Below are 19,382 nucleotides of genomic sequence, written 5' to 3'. Positions count from 1 at the left end.
GCCGGTGCCCAGGTCCCGCCGAAGGGACCTCAGAGCGAGGGGAACCAGAGGGCGATCTCCCGGGCCGCGGACTCGGGCGAGTCGGAGCCGTGCACCACGTTCTGCTGGACCTTGGTGCCCCAGTCCCGGGCCAGGTCGCCGCGGATCGAGCCGGGCGCGGCCTTGATCGGGTCGGTCGCCCCGGCCAGCGAGCGGAACGCGGGGATGACCTGCTCACCCTCGACGACGGCGGCGACCACCGGGCCGGACATCATGAACTCGACCAGCACGCCGTAGAACGACTTGCCGACGTGCTCCTCGTAGTGCTTCTCGAGCAGCTCGGGGGTGGGCACCAGCATCTGCAGGGCGACGACGTCGTAGCCCTTGGTCTCGATCCGGCGCAGCACCTCGCCGATCTGACGGTGGCGCACGCCGTCCGGCTTCACAAGAACAAGCGTCCGCTCCGCGGCCATGATCGTTTCCCTCTCGACAGTTCAGCACCTGGATGCCCGATGTTCCGGCGCCGGATGAGCACCGGTCGGGCAGGCAGAGCCTACTGAACACCGATCGGTGTCTGATCCTCGCCCGTCACCCGTTTGCGGTCTCAGGACCGTGCGGGGCCCGGGCGACGTTAACGATGTGCTGTCATCTTCCGCTGGAGGAGCCATGGAACACCCGCCGCTGACCACGGTGCTGTCGTCGGTGCTGGCCGCTGCCGTGGAGAACCCGAGCCGGCCCGCGCTGCTGGCCACGGTGATCCCGATGCCCCGGCGCCCCGGCCCGGAACCGGCCGCACAGTCGGAGGAGGAGCAGCCCGACCCCTCCACCGCCGCCTGAGACTTCAGACCAGCGGCACCGGAACGCCGTCCGCAGTGAACCGGATCATCGGCTCGCGGGCGGCGTTGCTCGTCCCGGGCCGGATCTCGCTCGCCAGCACCCGGCCGTCGGCCGCGATCCGGTGGACGATCACCTGGCCCTGGGCGTCGGAGTACCGCAGTTCGATGCTCCGGTTCAGGTCCTGCGCCACCACCTGAGCCACCGCCAGCGGGTCCCGGGCGGCTGCACCGAGATGCCCGGGCAGTGCCGCGCCCGGCCGGACCTCCCGGACGATGTTCACCAGGTCCTCGATGCTCTGCTCGATCGTGTCCAGATCGCCGGCCGAGGGCGAGCGGTTGTTCAGCAGGGCCTGCTGCAGCGTCCAGCGCATGGCCGCGTCCTGCTCCTGCAGCACCCGGGCCCGGTCCGGATGATCGGCCTCCAACTGCCCGAGCGCCCACGAGACCGCGCCCCGATAACGGTCGAAACTTTGGTGCGCGGCCGAGGAATTCAGCACCAGGTGCGAGGACCGGGCGTGCGCCTGCACGTAGCGGGCGATCGGGTGGGCCACCTCGTGGTCCTGCTTCGTACCCCAGCCCGCGTCGGTCAGGAGCTTGTCGAAGGCGTAGGCCGGCGTGCGCGGCCCGGCGACCGGCCAGGGACCGACCGGCAAGGGATGGTCCTGGGCCTGGGTCGCAAGTTGCTCGGCCTGCTGCTTGTAGGTCCGGTACTCCTGCTCGAACATCTCGACGTAGACATCGCCCACCACCCGGTCGGACCGGAACCTCTGGGCGTGGGTCTCCAGGAACACCCCGCGCTCGGCGAGCTCGCCCTCCAGATGCCCTTTGAACACGGCCTTGACCAGCACCACCGGGCCCTGACTCTGCTTCTGGTGCTGCTCGTCCCGGATGTTGACGGTGTCTCGTGCCCCCTCGCCCTGTGCAGTGGTGCGATTGACCACGGTGCCGCCCGCCCCGTCCAGAGTTGATGCTCCGGACTGCGAGTCGTCGGGGGTGTGCGGGGTGACCGGCTGGCTGCCCCCGCCCAGCCCCGGGTTCTCCAGCTGCCGGTCGGCCGAGATGTGGCCGATCACCTCGCCGGCCTGCCCCGCGGCGGCGGTGGTGGTCGGCCGCCACAGGCCGGTCTCGCTGTTCGCCGTCACGCCGATCTGATGCTTGGCGTAGCGCCCGGTCCCCTTGCCGTTCGGCAGGTATGCCACCTGTTGCAGGTGGTGCAGCTGCCCGGTCAGGAAGTAGCTCGCCTGTTCCCCGGAACGACCGGGCACGAACTGGTTACGGGCCAATTGATGACGCTGCCCACCGGTCGCCTTGTGCAGGTGGTTGCGCAGCATGGTCCGGTTCAGCGCGTTCGGCAGGCTCGCCGAGGACCGGGTGTCGCGGTCGTTGGCGTCGGGCCCGAACATCTGCCCGGCCAGTTCCCACGCCGCCGGGGTGAGATCGTCCAGGAAGGTCTCGGCCACGTACACGTCCCGGGGCAGCGGCGGCAACGGGGCCAGGCGCGCGGCATCCGCGGCGTCGGCCCGCTGCTGGCCCTCGACGATCGAGCGCGGGATCAGGATCTCCATCTCCACGTCGTACTCCGTCCGGTGCGGCCCCTTCTGGTTCTGCGGCATCTGGAACTTGTGCAGCAGAAGGTTGTTCAGCGAGCGGCCGGCCTGCTTGGTCCGGTTGGTCCCGGCCCCCAGCTCACCCCGCACCTTGACCACGTAGTGCCCGCTCCAGTCGTAGGCGGTCTGCTCCTCGACCACCACGTCGGTCCGGGTGATCTCGTTGCGCTGCGAGGCCTGCAGGTCGATCTGCGGCGCCCCGGAGGTACCGGAAGTCGGCCCGGTGCCGCCGAACCCGGGTTTCAGCAGGGTCAGGCCACCCGACCGGGTCCGGGCCCAGGACCAGTTGTCCACCGCCTGGGCGTGGTCGTAGTTCTCGATGCCGTGCTGGTCGAGGAAACCGACGATCTCGGGCGCCGAGGTCAGCTTCAGGTCCAGCGTCATCTCCAGGATGTCCTCGAGCACGGCGTTCACCGGGTTGGCGAGCTGGTGCTGGTCGCCGTGCTCGGACATCAGGTCGCCGGCCATGGCGTGCTCCCGCTGGGCCGAGGCCAGGCTGGTGATCCAGTCCATCCCGATCAGCTGGCGGCCGAGCACCGGCTTGTCCCCGGCCATCCGGCGGTACCAGGTGTCGTTCGGGTCGATCTCCTTCCACCGGGTGTGCCGCGGCCCGACCAGGCCCGGGGACGAGCGGTCGAGGGCGTCCCAGAGCACGTCCACCATCGACGTGGCCTCGGCCGGGGTGTCGCTGCGCGGGTAGATCGTCAGCGCCTGGATCCCGTGGTGCCCCATCGACTTCGGCCCGCCCCGGGTCAGGTACTCGGGCAGCACCAGGTCGTCCTTGGTCCGGCCGATCCGGCGCAGGTGTGCCTCCAGGCCGTGCTGGCCGGCCTTGGCCCGGTACCCGTCGATCTCCCGCTGCGTGGCACTGACGTCCAGATCGCCCGGCGCGTGGTGGATCTGGCGCTCCAGCCGGTCCAGGACCGAGGTGATCAGCGAGTCGTCCAGGGTGCCGAGCTGACCCTGGTCCCAGCGCCAGAGCGCATCGCGCACCTGGTCGGCGTTGATCGGCACCTGCCCCCGGCCGTAGGCAGCCAGGGCCTTGGGCTCGGGCAGGATGTACATCATCGAGCGCGGTCCCACCGTGGTCGCGGCCTGGTCCACCCGGTTCGGCCGGAACTTCCCGCGGTGTTCCTGAACCCCGTCGAGGTGGTAGGTCACCGGCGCCATGAAGCCGTAGGCCCGGTGGAAATCCAGGTGCAGCAGTTCTTTACCGCCGGTCCGGCCCATCGAAGTACCCTTGCGCCGGGTGTCCCGGTAGACCGCTCCTTCCTCGGCCGACAACGCACCCAGGGCGACATCCCCGTCTCCGATCGAGTCACCCATCCGGAAGCCGGTACTCAGCGCCCACTCGTTCTGGATCGCCCGGGAGTCCCCGTGCTGCTTCAGATAGAGCTTGATGTCACCGGCCACGTACTCGCCGTCGGTGACCCCGGCGTACAGCGACGGCCCCAGTTCGGCCGCGATTCCCAGACCGGCATGCTCGTCGCTCAGGAATCCCGGATCGAAGAGCAGACCGGTCTCGTATTCCCCGCGCACCGACTCCTTGAAGTAGGAGCGCATCATCACCGCACTGGCCATGTTCGCGACCAGTTCGTCGGCCGGCCCACCCGGACGGGTCAGTTCCGGGAACAGGGATCGGGCCGCGGGCAGTAGACCGGCGGTGTCGACGTGATGGATCAGCGCCAGTTCCAGCACGTTCGGATCGGTCTTCGGCAGGCCGGATTCGCTGACCGCCCGAGGGTCGAACTCCGGCAGACCCAGGCCGGGAACCCGGGCAACCGTGCGGGTTCCCGGAATCGGCGGGCCGGTCCAGGTGAAGCGATGCGCATCCGGCGCAATCGCGGCCACGGATTCGCGGGCGGCCCGATTGGCCAGTTGCGCCTTCTCGTTCAGCGTTTCAAAGCGTTCCCGCGCCTCGGTCAACTGCCGGCGGGTCTCGTTGATCCCTTGCTCTGCCAGTGACTTCTGCGCCTCGGTCCCGCCCAGGAAGACCACTCGTCCATTGTTCTGGGCCTTTTCGTAAGCCTTCTCGGCCCGCCCCAGAACCTTGCGCTGAGCGTCCCGCTCCCGCCGGGCCTGGCGGGCATCGGCGGCGAGCTGCCGGGATTTCTCCTGGGATTCGTGCCGATTCTGCGCCTTGGCCGCGACTTCCTGAATTCTCGCCTTGGCCTGCCGGATCTGCTCTCGGCGTTTTTCCTGCAACTGCTCAGCCAACGGACGATCGGGCTGGGTAGGGGCCTGAAGCGCCAGGAGGTCAGGGCTCACCGAAGAGTGCGGTGAACGCAGCAGGAATCCGGTGGCGGTACCGCGCGCGGCGGCCATCCGGCGGGAGAGCTGACGGGCCAGCTCGCTCGTCCGGTTCTTGAGAATGTCCATCTGCCGGATCTTCTCGATCGGCCGGGTGGTGCGGTGTCTCAGCCATTCGGCCGGGCCGTTGGGCAGATCGGCGTAGTCGATCCGGACCCGGTAGACCACCGGCAGCACGTGCTCGACCAGCTTCAGGTCTTTGGACTCGTTCAGCTCGACCCGGTTGCCGATGGTGGTCGCCGACTGCCCGGCCGCCGCGGTACGTGAGAGGTCCATTCCGGCGCCGAACATCTGCATCAGATCCACGCCGGCGTTGACCCGCAGACCGCTGGTGACGGTCCGGCTGCCCGAGGTGCCGTGACCGGCGCTGGTCGAGGAGATCGAGAGGAAGACGCTGCTCATCGTGTCCACCTCCCGTGCCGGGTACTCGGCCTGGGCGTCGAGCCGGCTCTCGCCGACGACCGTGACCCGGGCCAGCCGGGAAACACCCATCGGGGTGGTACCGCGCAGCATGAACTGCCCGCCGTCGGTGACCACGTTGTTGTCCAGTGCCTCGAGCGCGTACTGGGTGGTGAATTTGCGGATGGTCTGGGCGTTGCGGGAGCGGTGGGTGGAGGAGACATTGAGCTTTCGGGTCAGCCGCCGGCTCGGTGCTCCCCCGGCCGGGCGCTGATCCAGCGGTCGTTCCCAGAGCACGTCCACCAGGCCGCTGAATCCGGCCTCGGTCATCACCTGCTGATAGACCGCCTCCGCGGCCTCCCGGTTCACCGCCACCTGAGCAGAGTCGGCGCCCCGGCCCTCGAGAATGTGGGCCGGCAGGTCCATCTTGGCCACCGGCGGCACCGGGACGGGCGGCCGGCTCGAGACCGGTTCTTCCTCGTAAATGGTCTCGAGCCGCTTACCCTTGTCCACCACCGGAACTGGCGGATTGCGCCGGTCCGGCACCGCATCCGGATGGAACTCGACCGTGCCGTTCTCGACCGCGAAGCCCGGTCTCAGCGAACTGCGGTCCACCGGGAAGCCGTGGGCGAAAGCCTGCCACTGCGGGGTCGCCACGAATGCCGATCCGGCCACCCAGTCGGTATTCAGCACAGAACGGTTCGGCTTGCCCACCAGATGAATCTCGGTGCGGTGCCGGACCGGTACCGCATAGGAGTTCACCGGCCCGGTGTATCGACTGACGTCCGGCTGCACCGCCACTTTTCCGGCCGACAACGAGTCACCGTCGGCCCCGCTCATCCCGACCCGGAACGAAGGCCCCAGGGTCGCCCCGGGCAGAGGCAGGGCGTCGGCCGCCAGGCTCACGTTTCCGCCCGCCACGTTGGTCACCGACTGGCTGCCGCCGAAACCGACGATGGCCGTGCGCACCCGCTCGATGTGCATCTTCTCGCTGACCATACCCAGCGGCGTGGCCTGCGACGGCAGGTACTCGCTGCGGCCGATGACCTTGGCCACGACCTCGCCGCGCTTGTCGTGGATCAGGTACTCGTAGGGCCGCGAGCCGCTCGTGGCCTCGATCATGTTGTCCGGCCAGGCCCCCATCATCACCTGCAACTGCAGCGCCTCGGGTGAGTCGACGGCCAGTTTCATCCCGCCCGGGCCGTTCAGCGCCTGCATCGTCCGGTCGTAGACGGTGTCCAGCCCGTCCATGCCGCTGGCGAAGTAGTAGTCCGGGAACTCCTTGCTCCGCGCCTCGAACTCCGCTGCCAACGGCCCGGATTCCGGAGCCACGGCAATGACCTTCTCCGACAGCGGGTTCCGCAGCAGATCACTCGGAACGTAGACGAGCAGATCTTCCGACGTCGGCACGACCCGGCCGTCGGGGCCCGGTCTGGTGGAGTCGGTGCTCCAGGACGGCGGGATGTCGGTCCAGGAATCATTCGGCCGGGTCCGGAACCTGACCGTGTAGTTGGCGTCGTAGGCCACCATGGTCGAATCATCGCGGTAGTCCAGAACCCGGCCGGATTCCACGTCTTTGGGGGCCGAGGTCGAGATGTTGACCTGATTCACGGTGCCGAACACCGACATCCCCATCCGGGCGACCCCGGCAAAGACTGCGCCGAACGTTCCGGTCACCCGGAAAGCCCCGGCCTGGCCGCTGGTGGCCTGCACATGACCACCGGTGTTGAACGCGCCCTGGGTGTTCTGGTTGGCCCGGAACTGGCCGGGTGCGTCGTTCGGATCCTTGATCGCTGCGGAATCACCCGGGCCTCCGCTGCCGTCGGCCCGGCGATAGACTCCCTCCGCCTTGTCGATCAGCCGCGGATTGTCCGGGCGGATGTCGACCATCACGTCGATCCCGCCAAGGTTGAACCAGTACCCGGTGTTCAGATTCCGGTAGGCCCCGAGCAGCCGCCCGGGCAGATTCTCCACATCGTCGTGCCCCAGCTTTCCGCCGCGTTCCTGCACCCCGGTGGTGATTGCGGCGGCCAGGGCATCGACGTTCGGCAAGGCGCCTCGTGGGGTCCCCACCGCATGCGGCGCGGCGGGCGAAAGAGGTGATGGTGGAGCAACTACCAGAGGACGATTGTCAGCCGGGCTGGTTGCCGGTTCGTTGCGCACCGGCTCCCGCGAGACGATTCCGTCGTTGGCCGGTACTGCTGGAATCTCGGCCGGGTCCGTGAGCCGTCGCTTCTCCTGGTCGTAGAAATCCGCCACGACGTAGGAGGCATCCAGTTCACCGGCGGCCTTCTCCTTGCCCGCGGTCACCATCAGGACGTCCGCGACCTGGTAGCGAAGATCCGCATTGCTGAGCGTGGCCGACCGGGCGGTCTGCTCGACGTCGGTCGCATCCGGAAGCACCACCTGCCTGGCGATCACCTTGTCGGCCGCCGCCAGCACGGTGGCCTGCTGCTTCTCCGGAAGCAGCTGAACCCGGTCCCGCGCGGCCTGCGCGGTGGCCGCCGGGGTGGTGAGATCGCCGGCCCTGCTCAGATCGCCGAGCCAGTTGCGCTGGTACTGGCGCATGTCCATCGGCACGGCCGGGTGCTGGGTCAGGTCCAGCGGGAACTCGGGAACCCGGCCCCGGGGATGCTCCGGCATCTGCGGGTACCGCCGATGCAGCACCTCAGGCTCGGGATGAGCAGCCATACCGGGCGTGGCCGAGGTCGCCGGAAGGGTGAGGGCGGCGGCCGTGGTCACCGGCCCCAGGTCATCGGGCAGTCTGATCAGAGCACCGTCCGGGCCCTTGATGATCGCCCGGGCCTCCACCGGAACCCGGGGCACGGCGTCCGGCCCGAGGACGAACCCGCCCGCCGGAGACTGCAGTTCCAGTGGGACGACCGAGCCCTCGACGTTTCGGAAGGCGAAGGCGTGCTGCGGCTGCCCGGGCGCCTTCGAGTACACGAACGCCGTTGCGCCCGGACCGGCCTCCAGCAGCGTCTGTTTCACCGGATCCCAGGACGAGCCCAGCCGGTCCCAGGTCTCGGCGCCCAGGTTCTGCGCGGTGAGAAGTTCTGGGGTGAGGGCATTGTCAACGGTATGCGCTGAGGTCGGGCCGTAGAGCATCTGATTGAGCTCGCGCAGCCGTGCCAGGCAGTCCGCCAGATACGCCGCCCGGGCCGCGTACAGCGCGGCCAGCTGCTGGTTCAACGCATCTGTCTGGACAGTGCTCTCCCCCACCGCCGACTCGCTCCGCGCCCAGCTGCCGAGCTGAGAATTCGCGGTCACCGGCGGCAGCTGCTCAGGAATCTCCGGCTGAACCAGTGTCTCGGCCTTGCCCGTGCTCACCGGATCCTTGGAAGAAGGCTGAACCGATGGACCTTTCATCAGCAGCGCCGGAACATTGACCCCGTTCCCCTTCGTCATGTTCAGCGTGGCCAGACCGAGCGCCCCGGCCGTGGTGCTACCCGCCCCGTCGGCCAGCGAGGCGGTCACCGTCCCCGCACCCTCGATCTTCCACTGCCCACTGAGCGCACCGTTGGCCAGGATCTCACCGACCATCTCACCGCCGAGCCCGGCCGGGAGCTGCGCCGCCGCCAGCCCGATGTAGTGCCCGAGCCCACCGTTGATGCCGTGCGCCTTGAGCATCGACCCGGCCACCTTGCTGAGCCCGATCGCCCCCGGCACCGCGATCGCCAGCCCGGCCCCGGCCGCGATCAGCCCGCCCATCCCGGCCTGCCCCAGCGCCTTGATGTCGAACTTGCCACCGGCTCCCAGCACCACCTCGAGCTGGGCCATGAACTCGGCCCCGACCTCGGTCAGCACCGTCCCGGCCATCGCCGAGAGCAGGATCTTGCCAACGGCTTTGGCAGTGATGATCCGCGCCGCCGCATGGGTCGCCGCGATCCGGGCCGCGGCCCCGGGCGGGTTGTAGACCATCTCGTAGTACGCCCACAGGTACTGGGCGAGCATAAAGATCAGGACCCAGCGGATCACCGCGTTCAGCTTGCGGACCTCGAAGCCCATCGTCTTCAGGTACCGGGCCAGGTCCAGCAGGATGTCGGCCGCGGCCACCAGCAGCTTCGGCCCCGAGGAGACGTACATCCCGGCGGCCACCGCGAACGCCTCCGCGGTTTCGCCGAGCATCCGGCCCCGGACGTTGCGCACCGACGTGTGCAGGGCGGGGATCAGCTCGGACTGGGTCTTGCGGCCACCCTCGGCGAGGATCTGCGAGGCGCCGTCCAGCACGGCCGGAGACACTGCGGACGGACGGATCCCGGTCAGGTAGTAGAGGATCTCTTCCATCGCCGACGGGTTGAGTTGGGTGGCCATACCTCATCTCGCAGGGGTGCCGGAGGGACGTCTTCGAAGCGGGAGAGGCCTAGCTCCGACGGCCCCAGTGCGCCGCGGTTCCGGCATTCGTGGCGTCCACCCGGTCGTGTACCTTGACCGCGGTCCCACTGTCGTCGACGAAACGCGTCAGCAGCGACTCCAGCCCCGTGAAGATGTCGAAGACCGTGCTGATCGGCGGTTCGGTGGCCTTCTTGATCTCCAGGTCGAGCTCGCAGGCGGCGCGGGGCACGAGCGGTCCCAGACCGGCCAGCCCCTGATCCAGGCCTTGGGCGATCTGACCGGCCAGCGCCCGGAGCTCGTCGAGGTTGGAGATCTGGTGGCGCAGGTCGGCCCCGCCGTTGCGGACCGTCCGGTCGCTCACGAGGAGCCCTTGCTCTCGGACTCGGTGGCCGGAGCGTCGAAGGCCTCGGACATCGCCCGGACGAACTCCTCGAAACCGGCCTTCGGATCGAACAGGTCGGGCGAGATGGCGGCGTCCGGGGCGATCTGCGCGATCTGGTCCATCGCGGCCTGCCGGCCCCGGGCCCGGGCCTTCTCGGCCGTCTCCAGGATCAGGTGCGAGAGCTCGGCCGGCGGCAGCGAGCGGTAGGCGGTCCCGCGAAAGGCCAGGTCGACGAGTTCGCCGCGGCCGTTGGCGGTCACCGTGAGGATCTTGCGCCGGGAGGTCTCGGAGTACTGCGTCGCCGAGCCCTGCGACTGGATGCGCTCGACCAGCTCGCGCATCTGCTCGAGCTCGTCCTCAAGGTTGTAGGCCCAGGGATCTGGGATGGAGCCCATCGCTTTCTCCGTTCCGCCCGTCGAGGTGGCACCGACCTCGCTGCCACACTTCCCTCACGCGGGGCGGAAACGGAGAGTTCACGCATGCGAAACATTGCGTTCATCATGCGACGAACGGTCGGGCGATCAGGCCCGGCGAACCGCAGCGGCGATCTCGGTGTTGCCGGAGACCAGCTCGAGCACCTTGCCCGCGGTGCCCGGGGCGTCGAGCAGCGCCACCACCACCGCAGCCACGTCCGCCCGGGGTACCGAACCGCGATTGACGCTGGGCGCCAGCTTGATCTGGCCGGTGCCCGGCCCGTCGATCAGCCCGCCCGGCCGCAGGATGGTCCAGTCCAGGTCGCGGGCCCGCAGGTCGTCCTCCGCGGCGAGTTTGGCCACCAGGTAGGAATAGAAGACGTCGTCCAGGCCTTCGGGACGCGCCCCACCGGCGACCAGGTCGGCTCCCAGGCTGCCGATCTGCACGTAGCGCCGCACGCCCGCCTTCTCCGCGGCCTCGGCCAGCAGAACCGCCGCGCCCCGGTCCACCGTGTCCTTCCGCGGCGCACCGCTGCCCGGTCCGGCCCCAGCGGCGAACACCACGGCGTCGGCCCCGGCCAGCAGCCGCACCACCGCCTCGACGTCGGCGCTCTCCAGGTCCAGGACGGCCGGCGTCATGCCCACTGCACGTAGGTCGTCCGACTGAGCAGGATTACGGATGATTCCGACCACGTCGTCGCCGCGGTCATGGAGCATCCGCCCCAGGATCAGAGCGATCTTTCCGTGGCCTCCGGCGATCACGATGCGCATGGTCTGGACGCTAACCCAGGTGAACGTGAACTGTCCCGGGCAGAAACGTGATGGATCTGACCGACGGTAGGCCGCTGCGTCGAGCGGGCTTCTCAGGCAGACTCGCTGGATTCCCCGTCGCGCTCCTCTTTGGCTTGCTCCGCCTCGTGCAGGGCCCAGCGTTCGGCGGTCTCGCGCTCCAGCCGGGTGCCGATCCGGAGTGACACGACCCACAGCGCCGCGAACAGCCCGCCGACGAACAGCATGGTGTGCACCCAGAAGCCGAACCCGATGATCAGCACCTGCAGGAACGTGCCGACCAGGTACCCCGTGCGGCTGCGCAGCATCCCCGCGGTCAGGATGCAGGCCAGGGCGAGGGCGCAGGTGATGCCCAGCGCCGCGCCGGTGGAGAGGTCAGAGAGCTCCTTGGCGACCAGACCGGCGAAGAACATCACCAGCGCCTCGCTGACGAGGACGGTTGCAGCCATGGTCCGGGTGGGGTTACGCACCCGCCCAGTCTGTCAAACCCTCTAAAGGAATCGTCTACCTACCCTCTGCCCAGTCTCTGCTGAGTCTCTGCCAAACTCTCCGGCCAATAGCCGCTCCTACTGCGAACTGAACGCTGCGTCGAACGCGGCCGCGGGCGGGTCGAACAGCTGTGAGCGGACGAACGCCAGCGCCTCGGGCGCCCCGAGCAGCCGATCCATCCCGGCGTCCTCCCACTCGATCGAGACCGGGCCGTCGTAACCGATCGCGTTGAGCATCCGGAAACAGGCTTCCCAGGGCACGTCGCCGTGGCCGGTCGAGACGAAGTCCCAGCCGCGGCGTGGGTCGGCCCAGGCCAGGTGCGAGCCGAGCCGGCCGTTGCGGCCGTTGCCGACCTGACGCTTGGCGTCCTTGCAGTCCACGTGGTAAATCCGGTCCTTGAAGTCCCAGAGGAACCCGACCGGGTCGAGGTCCTGCCAGACGAAGTGCGAGGGGTCCCAGTTCAGCCCGAACGCGGGCCGGTGACCGATCGCTTCCAGGGTGCGTTGCGCCGTCCAGTAGTCGTAGGCAATTTCGGACGGGTGGACCTCGTGGGCGAACCGCACGCCTTCGGAGTCGAAGACGTCCAGGATCGGGTTCCAGCGCGTCGCGAAGTCCTGGTACCCGGCGTCCACCAGTTCCTGGGACACCGGCGGGAACATCGCCACGTACTTCCAGATCGCCGAGCCGGTGAAGCCGACCACGGTGTCCACCCCGAGCCGGGCCGCGGCCCGCGCGGTGTACTTCAGCTCTTCGGCGGCCCGGGTGCGCACGCCCTCGGGCGATCCGTCGCCCCAGACCCGGTCGGTCAGGATGCCGCGGTGCCGGGCGTCGATCGGGTCGTCGCAGACCGCCTGGCCGCTCAGGTGGTTGGAGATGGCGTGGACCGTCAGACCGTGCTTCTCCAGCAGGTCCTTGCGGCCCTGCAGGTAGGCGTCGTCCTCGGCGGCCCGGACCACGTCCAAATGGTCGCCCCAGCAGGCGATCTCGAGGCCGTCGTAGCCCCAGCCGGAAGCCAGCCGGCAGACCTCCTCGAACGGCAGATCGGCCCACTGGCCGGTGAAAAGGGTTACTGGTCGGGCCATCGGAGCGACCTCCCGGGAAGGGGCCGCCCGGGCCTGAATCAGGCCCGGGCGGCGGTGGACTACTTCTTCTGCACCTGCTTGATCAGGTCGGCCGCGTCGCGCTTGAGCACGGCCCGCACGTCGGCGTCCTTCACGATCACCTTCGTCACCGAGGCGCTGAAGATCTTCAGCGCCGCGACCTGCTTCTTGGTGTTCTTCTGCTTGCGGGCCGCCTCCAGCTCGGCCTGCAGCAGCACCGCCCCGGCCACGGTCACCTTCTTGTCCTTGCGGAACTGGGTGATCAGGGCCTTGACGTCGGCGAACGAGGTGACCACGGAGAACTCCACCGTCGTGGTGGTGCTCAGGCCGGCCTGGTCGGTGGCCTGGACGTTCAGCGTGTGGGTGCCCAGATCCAGTTTCCAGAGCGCGATCTGGTCACCGGCCTGGATCTCCTCCTCGTCCAGGGTGGCGACGACGGTGTCGATCCCGCCTTCGTCGGTGGCCTCCCACTTCGGCTTGAGGACGCCGGCGTCCCCGTACTCGATGCCCGCCTCCACTCCGGTGACGGTCACGACCGGCGGGGTGGTGTCGTCCGGTGGTTCCTCGGTGCCGCCCTCCTCGGTGGAGAAGGTGAGCTGATCGAGGATCACGCCGCCGGTGGAGGTGACGAAGAGCTTGCCGGTGCCTTCCGGCACGTTCTTCAGCCCCACCGTCTTGTCGGCGAGTTCGGCGCTGTCCACCTTCAGCTGAGCGATCGGCTCGGCGTCCGGGGCACCCCAGCGGAAGGCCAGCGTGCCGGCTCCGGACGAGCGGACCACGATCGACTTGATCGCCTCCAGGTTCACCGGGTCCCAGCCCAGATGATCGCCGGCGTCGAACGAGGTGACCTTCCGCAGACCACCGGCGTTCTCGTCGTCGGTGATCTCGACGCCCTCCTGGACGTCGGCCCACTCGGCCTGCTGCTCACGCGGGTTGAGGATCAGTGTGGCCTCACCGGTGGCCGGTGGGACCCCGTTCGCCCCGCCGTCGGTGTAGCGGATCACCATGACCCCGAAGATGTTCTCGGTGACCCCGTGCTCCTGCGCATCCGCCGGGGTCGGAAGGGTGAACTGGCAACCGGTACCCTGGCTGAGCGGGTGGGCGTGGCTGTCGTGACCCAGCCCGAAGTCCCAGGCCATCCGGCCGCACACCGGCGTGTCCCCGTCCTCCGGATCGGTCGCCGTCACCGTGAACGGAACCTGGTCGCCCCAGTTGAAGAACGACCCGTCCGCCGGGGTGGTGACCTTGACCGTGGGCGCCACGTTGCCGACGCTGATCGCGATCGTGGTCAGGGCGAACTTGCCGCCCGGGTCGGTCACTTTCAGCCGGGCTTTGTAGGCGCCCAGTTCCTCGTACGTGTAGGACGTGGTCTCACCGGTGGCGTCGAACTCGCCGTCGCCGGTGAAGTCCCATTCGTACGTCAGGTCCTCGCCCTCCGGGTCGATCGACCCGGCGCCGGAGAACTCGACCGTGAGCGGAGCCTCGCTGCTGCTCACCTTGTCCGCGGTGATCTTGGCCTGCGGGCTCTTGTTCCCCGGAGCCCAGTCGATCCGGTACAGACCGGCGTCCGGGTTCTGCCGGAAGAAGCCGTCCCCGTAGTCCAGCACGTAAAGCGAACCGTCCGGCCCGAACTCGATGTCGATCGGGCTGTCGGTGATCGGCTGGACGTTCAGGGTGAGATCACGGTTGGGCAGGAACTGCTCGATCTTGGAGACCGGGCCGTTCGGCCAGTCGACGGTGAAGGCCGCCAGGTAGTCCTGCGAGAACTCGGCGAAGAACGCCTTGTTGTCCCAGAACTCGGGCAGTTTCGTGCTCGAGGGGTTGTCCGCGTCGTAGTGGTAGACCGGGCCGCCCATCGGGCCCTGGCCCCCTTGGCGGTCGAACTCGGTCAGTTCCGGCCAGGGCTGGTCGTCCGCGTCGTCCCCGTAGTAGAGGGTGGCGGGCGTGGCCGGCGGCAGGGTGTCCAGACCGGTGTTCCAGCGTGAGTTGTTCTCGGCGCCGGCGGCGCAGTCGAAGAACTCACCCGGGGTGGCGGTCTCGAAGTTCCACTCGTTGTAGTTGAAGTTGTCGCCGGTGCAGTACGGCCAGCCCGAGTTCATCGGGTTGTCGATCCCGGTGGTCTGCCACTCGACCAGGCCCATCGGGCCCCGCTGCGGGTTCGCCACCCCGGCGTCCGGGCCGTAGTCGCCCCAGGAAACACTGTTGGTCTCGGCGTCCACGTCGATCCGGAACGGGTTGCGCACGCCCTGCACGAAGATCTCCGGCCGGGTGTTCTCGGTCCCGGCCGGGTAGAGGTTGCCCTCCGGCACGGTGTACGAGCCGTCCTCGGCGACCTTGATCCGCAGGATCTTGCCGCGCAGGTCGTTCGTGTTGCCGGCCCCGCGACGGGAGTCGAGCCCGGGGTTGTAGCCGGGCCGGTCGTTGTTCGGCGCGAAGCCGTCCGCCCCGGGGGTGCTGGCGGGGGTGTTGTCGCCGGTGCCGAGGTAGAGGTTGCCCTCGCCGTCGAAGTCGACGTCACCGGCCACGTGACAGCACTGCCCGCGCTGCTGCTCGACCTTGATGATCACCTGCTCGGTGCTCAGGTCGAGCTTGCCGGTGGCGTCGTCCCACTTCACCCGGGAGAGCTGGTTGTAGCCCTTCCACTGGTCCCAGTAGGTCTCGTCGGCGCCGGCCGGCAGCGAGGTCGGGGCCGAGCCGGTCGGCGTGCTGGCCGGGTACGGCGCGTCCATCGTCTTGGGCGCGTAGTAGAAGTAGACCCAGTTGTTCTCGGCGAACTCCGGGTCCAGGGTGACCGTCTGCAGGCCGTCCTCGGAGTTGCTGTACACGTCGAACGTGCCGGCCGTGGTGGTCAGGCCGGTGGCCGGATCGGTCAGCCGGACCACCCCGTTGCGGGCGGTGTGCAGCACCCGGCTGTCCGGCAGCACGGCCAGGTCGATCGGCTCGCCGGTCTCCTTGGTCAGCGTGACCTTCTCGTAGTTGGCCCAGTTCAGCGGGTCGTCCGCGGCCCCGGGATCTTCCGGGGCCTGGGCCAGACCGTGGTGGCCTCCGGTGTTGGCCACCGCTGACTTCGGCGAGCCCAGGCCGACCACCAGGCTCGAGACCAGGGCGACCAGCAGTACCGCAACCAGCAGACTGAACAGCCGGATCCGCCGCAACCCCGTTGTCGCGGCCATCACAGGCTCGACAGGTGCTGGTAGCCCAGACGAGCGTGCTGCAACGACTGCGCCGGAGCGGTGGTGCCGCCCGGGGCGGTGTCCTGCTCGACCATCGGGTTACGGCTGTCGGTGCGGCCCACCCGGCGGAAGAACTTGTCGTAGTCGATCTGCCCGGTCCCGAACGGCACGATGTTGTACCCGTTCGCCACGTCGGCGTCCGGCTCACCGTCCTTGGCGTGGAACAGCGGGAACCGGGCGTTGGCGGTGAGCACCGTGGCCGCCGGGTCGAACACGTCCTTGCGGGTCGAGCCGTCCTTGGCGGTGTACTCCTTGAACTTGTACTGCGCCACGTGCGCCCAGAAGATGTCCATCTCCAGGTGCACGTACTTCGGGTCGGTCACCTTCAGGAAGTACTCCAGCTTCCGGATTCCCGTGCTGCGCGTGGGATTACCGCTCGCGTCGGCCGGTCCGGTGTCGAGCAGGAAGTTGTAGGCCGCGTCGTGGTTGTGGGTGTACAGCTTCAGGCCCGCCTTCGCGGCGATCTTGCCCAGCGCGTTCCACTTCTCCGCGGCAACGTCCCAGTCCGCCTTGAACGAGCTGTTGGTCGGGTCGGAGCCGGTGCCGATGTGCTGCATGCCAAGGATGTTCGCGATCTCGGTGTGCAGCTTGAAGCGCTCCAGGTCGGCGTCGGTGAACGGCCAGGAGGAGGGGATGAAGCCGTGGTTGCCCTGGGCCTTCAGGCCGTTGTCGTTCAGCCACTTGCGCAGCTGCTTGGCGCCCTCCACGCTCTCCAGCGAGGCCCCGCCGGGAGCGTTGGCGTGCTGGCTGTAACCGGCGAACTCGACCTGCTTGTAACCGATCTTGGCCAGCGCCTCGAAAACCTCCTTGAACCCGGACGGACCGTTGAAGGTGTTCGGGTCGCGGGAGATCGCGTCGCGCACGGTGTAAAGGATGATCCCGCGCTTGCCCTTCGGGATCGCACCGCTCTTGCCCTTGGTCCCTGGGGCGGCCGCGGCCGGCCCGGCGGGCAGCGCCACGGCCGCCGCGGCGGCCAGGCCGGTGCTGGCTGCGAAGAGCTGACGACGGTTCAGCCGCAGGGCTTTGGCCAGGGCTGATGGCTCGTTCTGCGATGGTGCGTCGAACATTCTTGTCTCCTAGACTGGAGCGGTCAGGGGGGCTGCGAGCTAGGTGCTGATCTCCTTCCTGGCGGGTTCCCGCCGGTGTGCCAGCACCGGCGGGAACCGTTTTCGGGCGGTGGTCAGGCGGCGCTGCTGGCCGCGGCCACGAGCGGCAGGGCCTGCCAGCGCGATCCGCCGGCGGCCGACTCGGCCACCGCGGCCAGCACCTGCTGCACTTGGAGTCCGTCCTCGAACGACGGCGTCGGGTCCACCCCGTTGCCGAGATCGGCCAGCAGGTCGGCGATCTCGTGGGTGAAGGAGTGCTCGTACCCGATCAGGTGGCCGGGCGGCCACCAGGACTTCAGGTACGGGTGTTCCGGCTCGGTGACCAGGATCCGGGTGAACCCGCCGGTCTCCGGGCTGGAGGTGCCGTCGTACAGGTGCAGCTCGTTCATCGCCTCGAAGTCGAAGGCCAGGCTGCCCAGGCTGCCGTTGATCTCGATCCGGATGGCGTTCTTGCGGCCTCCGGCGAAACGGGTGGCCTCGAAGGACCCGAGCGCCCCACCGGTGAACCGACCGATGAAGAGAGCCGCATCGTCCACTGTTACTGCACCCTTGATGTCGCTGTCGGCACCCGCCGACAGACCGGAGGACGCGGTGGGCAGAGGACGCTCCTTGACGAACGTTTCGGTCAGGCCGCTCACCCCCGCCAGCTGGTCGCCCACGATGAACTGTGTGGCGTCGACGATGTGGGCGCCGATGTCGCCCAGCGCCCCGCTGCCCGCCCGTTCCGCCTGCAACCGCCAGACCAGCGGGAAGTCCGGGTCGATGATCCAGTCCTGCAGATACTGCGCCCGCACGTGCCGGATCTCGCCAAGCCGTCCTTCGGCCACCAGTTTTCGGGACAGTGTGATCGCGGGCACCCGGCGGTAGTTGAAGCCGACCATCGAGCGCACCCCCTGAGCCCGGGCCTGCTGCGCCGCCGCCACCATCAGTTCGGCCTCGGCCACGGTGTTGGCCAGCGGCTTCTCGCACAGCACGTGCTTGCCCGCGGCCAGCGCGGCGATCGCGATCTCGGCGTGCGTGTCCCCGGGTGAGCAGATGTCGATGATCTGGATGTCGTCGCGCTCCAGCAGCGCCCGCCAGTCCGTCTCGACGCTCGCCCAGCCGAGTTTCGCCGCCGCCTGCTCGGTGGCGGTGCGGTCCCGGCCGCAGATCGCGGTCATCCGGGCCTGCGCCGGCAGGTCGAAGAAGTGCCCGGCCGACCGCCACGCCTGGGAGTGCGCCGCTCCCATGAAGGCGTAGCCGATCATGCCTACTCCATAAGTCTTCTCCCCCATCAGGACTCGAATCCGAGGGAGAGGTACTGGTCCACGTTCTCCTTGGTGATCGTCTCGCTGGTCAGCGTGATCGAGGCGGGCACCCCGAGCTCGACCAGGTCGGCCATCCCCTTGCTCTGGCCGACCAGCCGGGCCAGCTTCACCGCCGAGGCCGCCATGCTCGGCGGGTAGGTGACGGTCGCCTTCATCACCCCGGAGTCGGCCTTGATCAGGTCCATCATGTTCCGCGAGCCGGCCCCGCCGACCATGATGAACTCGTCCCGGCCGGCCTGCTCGATCGCCGCCAGGACGCCCAGGCCCTGGTCGTCGTCGTGGTTCCAGAGCGCGTCGAGCTTGGGCGCGGCCTGCAGCAGGTTACTGGTCACCTGCTGCCCGGACTCCACCGTGAACTGCGCGCTGACCTTGTTCGAGACCTTGAAACCGGCAGTGGCCAGGGCCTCTTCGAAGCCCTTGCTGCGGTCCTGGGTGAGCGGCAGGTCGGCGATCCCCTGCACCTCGCCGATCACCGGGTCCTTGACGCCCTTCTCGGTGAGCTGCTGGGCCAGGTAGTACCCGGCGGCCGCGCCCATGCCGTAGTTGTCGCCGCCGATGTAGGTGCGGTACCCGCGCGCCGAGGAGAACACCCGGTCCAGGTTGATCACCTGGATCCCGGCCTCCATCGCCTTGATCCCGACCTCGGTCAGGGCGTTGCCGTCGAACGGCAGGATCACCAGGACGTTGACGTTGCGGCTGATCAGGGTCTCCACCTGGGAGATCTGCTGATTGACGTCGTTGCTGCCCTCGACCGCCTGGAAGTCGACGTCCTCGTACTTGGCGGCCTCCTCCTCGGCCTTGGTCGTGATCGCGCCGATCCAGCCGTGGTCGGCGGCCGGGGCGCTGAACCCGATGACCACCTCCTGGCCGGGCTCGTCGTTCCCGCTGCCGGTGTTGGCCACCTGGCTGGCGCCGGTGCTCTCCGGCTCGTCCGGTTCGTTGCTGGTGCAGGCGGCGAGCAGGCCGGCCGCGCCGAGCAGACCGGACCCGGCCAGCAGCCGGCGGCGATCGAGGGTGAAGCCGTCCATGGGAACCTCCGTTGTGGTCGGACTTTCAAAGTTGAGACGTGGTGGGGGCCGGCCGCCCGGCCCGCACCT

At 68.8% G+C, this 19,382-nt stretch carries 12 protein-coding genes; 1 reads left to right on the top strand and 11 read right to left on the bottom strand.

Annotated elements, in window-relative coordinates:
• Window positions 1-29: 29 nt before the first annotated feature.
• The gene (gene ndk / locus LR394_RS05630) at window positions 30-452 is read right to left on the bottom strand and encodes a nucleoside-diphosphate kinase (RefSeq protein ID WP_231439291.1); all 423 of its coding nucleotides are present in this window, start codon (window positions 450-452) and stop codon (window positions 30-32) included.
• A gap of 193 nt (window positions 453-645) precedes the next feature.
• On the opposite strand from ndk, the gene LR394_RS05625 reads away from it, so the two are divergent.
• Window positions 646-816 carry a hypothetical protein gene (locus LR394_RS05625; protein WP_231439290.1) on the top strand — a complete coding sequence of 57 codons (171 nt, stop codon included), beginning with the start codon at window positions 646-648 and terminating at the stop codon, window positions 814-816.
• 4 nt (window positions 817-820) lie between these two features.
• Here the strand turns inward: LR394_RS05625 and LR394_RS05620 are convergent, their stop codons facing one another.
• From LR394_RS05620 to LR394_RS05575, 10 genes are all read right to left on the bottom strand, one after another.
• Window positions 821-9,445 carry a trichohyalin-plectin-homology domain domain-containing protein gene (locus LR394_RS05620; RefSeq protein ID WP_231439289.1) on the bottom strand — a complete coding sequence of 2,875 codons (8,625 nt, stop codon included), beginning with the start codon at window positions 9,443-9,445 and terminating at the stop codon, window positions 821-823.
• A 49-nt stretch (window positions 9,446-9,494) separates the two neighbouring features.
• On the bottom strand, window positions 9,495-9,827 hold the full coding sequence (locus LR394_RS05615) for a hypothetical protein (protein WP_231439288.1): 333 nt from the start codon (window positions 9,825-9,827) through the stop codon (window positions 9,495-9,497).
• Window positions 9,824-10,243, bottom strand: coding sequence for a YbaB/EbfC family nucleoid-associated protein (locus LR394_RS05610; RefSeq protein WP_231439287.1), 420 nt, complete (start codon window positions 10,241-10,243; stop codon window positions 9,824-9,826). Before LR394_RS05610 ends, LR394_RS05615 begins: the two co-directional genes overlap by 4 nt.
• 126 nt (window positions 10,244-10,369) lie before the next feature.
• The gene (locus LR394_RS05605; protein WP_231439286.1) at window positions 10,370-11,032 is read right to left on the bottom strand and encodes an NAD(P)-binding oxidoreductase; all 663 of its coding nucleotides are present in this window, start codon (window positions 11,030-11,032) and stop codon (window positions 10,370-10,372) included.
• A gap of 92 nt (window positions 11,033-11,124) precedes the next feature.
• Window positions 11,125-11,520, bottom strand: a complete 396-nt coding sequence (locus LR394_RS05600) for a DUF4233 domain-containing protein (RefSeq protein WP_231439285.1) — start codon at window positions 11,518-11,520, stop codon at window positions 11,125-11,127.
• 96 nt (window positions 11,521-11,616) lie between these two features.
• Complete coding sequence (locus LR394_RS05595; protein WP_231439284.1) at window positions 11,617-12,621, bottom strand: sugar phosphate isomerase/epimerase family protein; 1,005 nt, start codon at window positions 12,619-12,621, stop codon at window positions 11,617-11,619.
• 59 nt (window positions 12,622-12,680) lie between these two features.
• Window positions 12,681-15,812 carry a PQQ-dependent sugar dehydrogenase gene (locus tag LR394_RS05590; RefSeq protein ID WP_231439283.1) on the bottom strand — a complete coding sequence of 1,044 codons (3,132 nt, stop codon included), beginning with the start codon at window positions 15,810-15,812 and terminating at the stop codon, window positions 12,681-12,683.
• Window positions 15,812-16,939 (bottom strand): sugar phosphate isomerase/epimerase family protein, encoded by a 1,128-nt coding sequence (locus LR394_RS05585; RefSeq protein WP_231439282.1) that lies wholly within the window; start codon window positions 16,937-16,939, stop codon window positions 15,812-15,814. Before LR394_RS05585 ends, LR394_RS05590 begins: the two co-directional genes overlap by 1 nt.
• Window positions 16,940-17,052: 113 nt before the next feature.
• The gene (locus tag LR394_RS05580; protein WP_456238328.1) at window positions 17,053-18,252 is read right to left on the bottom strand and encodes a Gfo/Idh/MocA family protein; all 1,200 of its coding nucleotides are present in this window, start codon (window positions 18,250-18,252) and stop codon (window positions 17,053-17,055) included.
• Entirely contained in the window at window positions 18,252-19,313 is a 1,062-nt protein-coding gene (locus tag LR394_RS05575) for a substrate-binding domain-containing protein (RefSeq protein WP_231439280.1), read from the bottom strand. Before LR394_RS05575 ends, LR394_RS05580 begins: the two co-directional genes overlap by 1 nt.
• Window positions 19,314-19,382: the final 69 nt, after the last annotated feature.

It is taken from the genome of Kineosporia babensis (genome assembly GCF_021129305.1).
GTDB lineage: Bacteria > Actinomycetota > Actinomycetes > Actinomycetales > Kineosporiaceae > Kineosporia > Kineosporia babensis.
The sequence above is the reverse complement of the archived record's forward strand: the minus strand, read 5'-3'. Positions and strand labels throughout refer to the sequence as shown.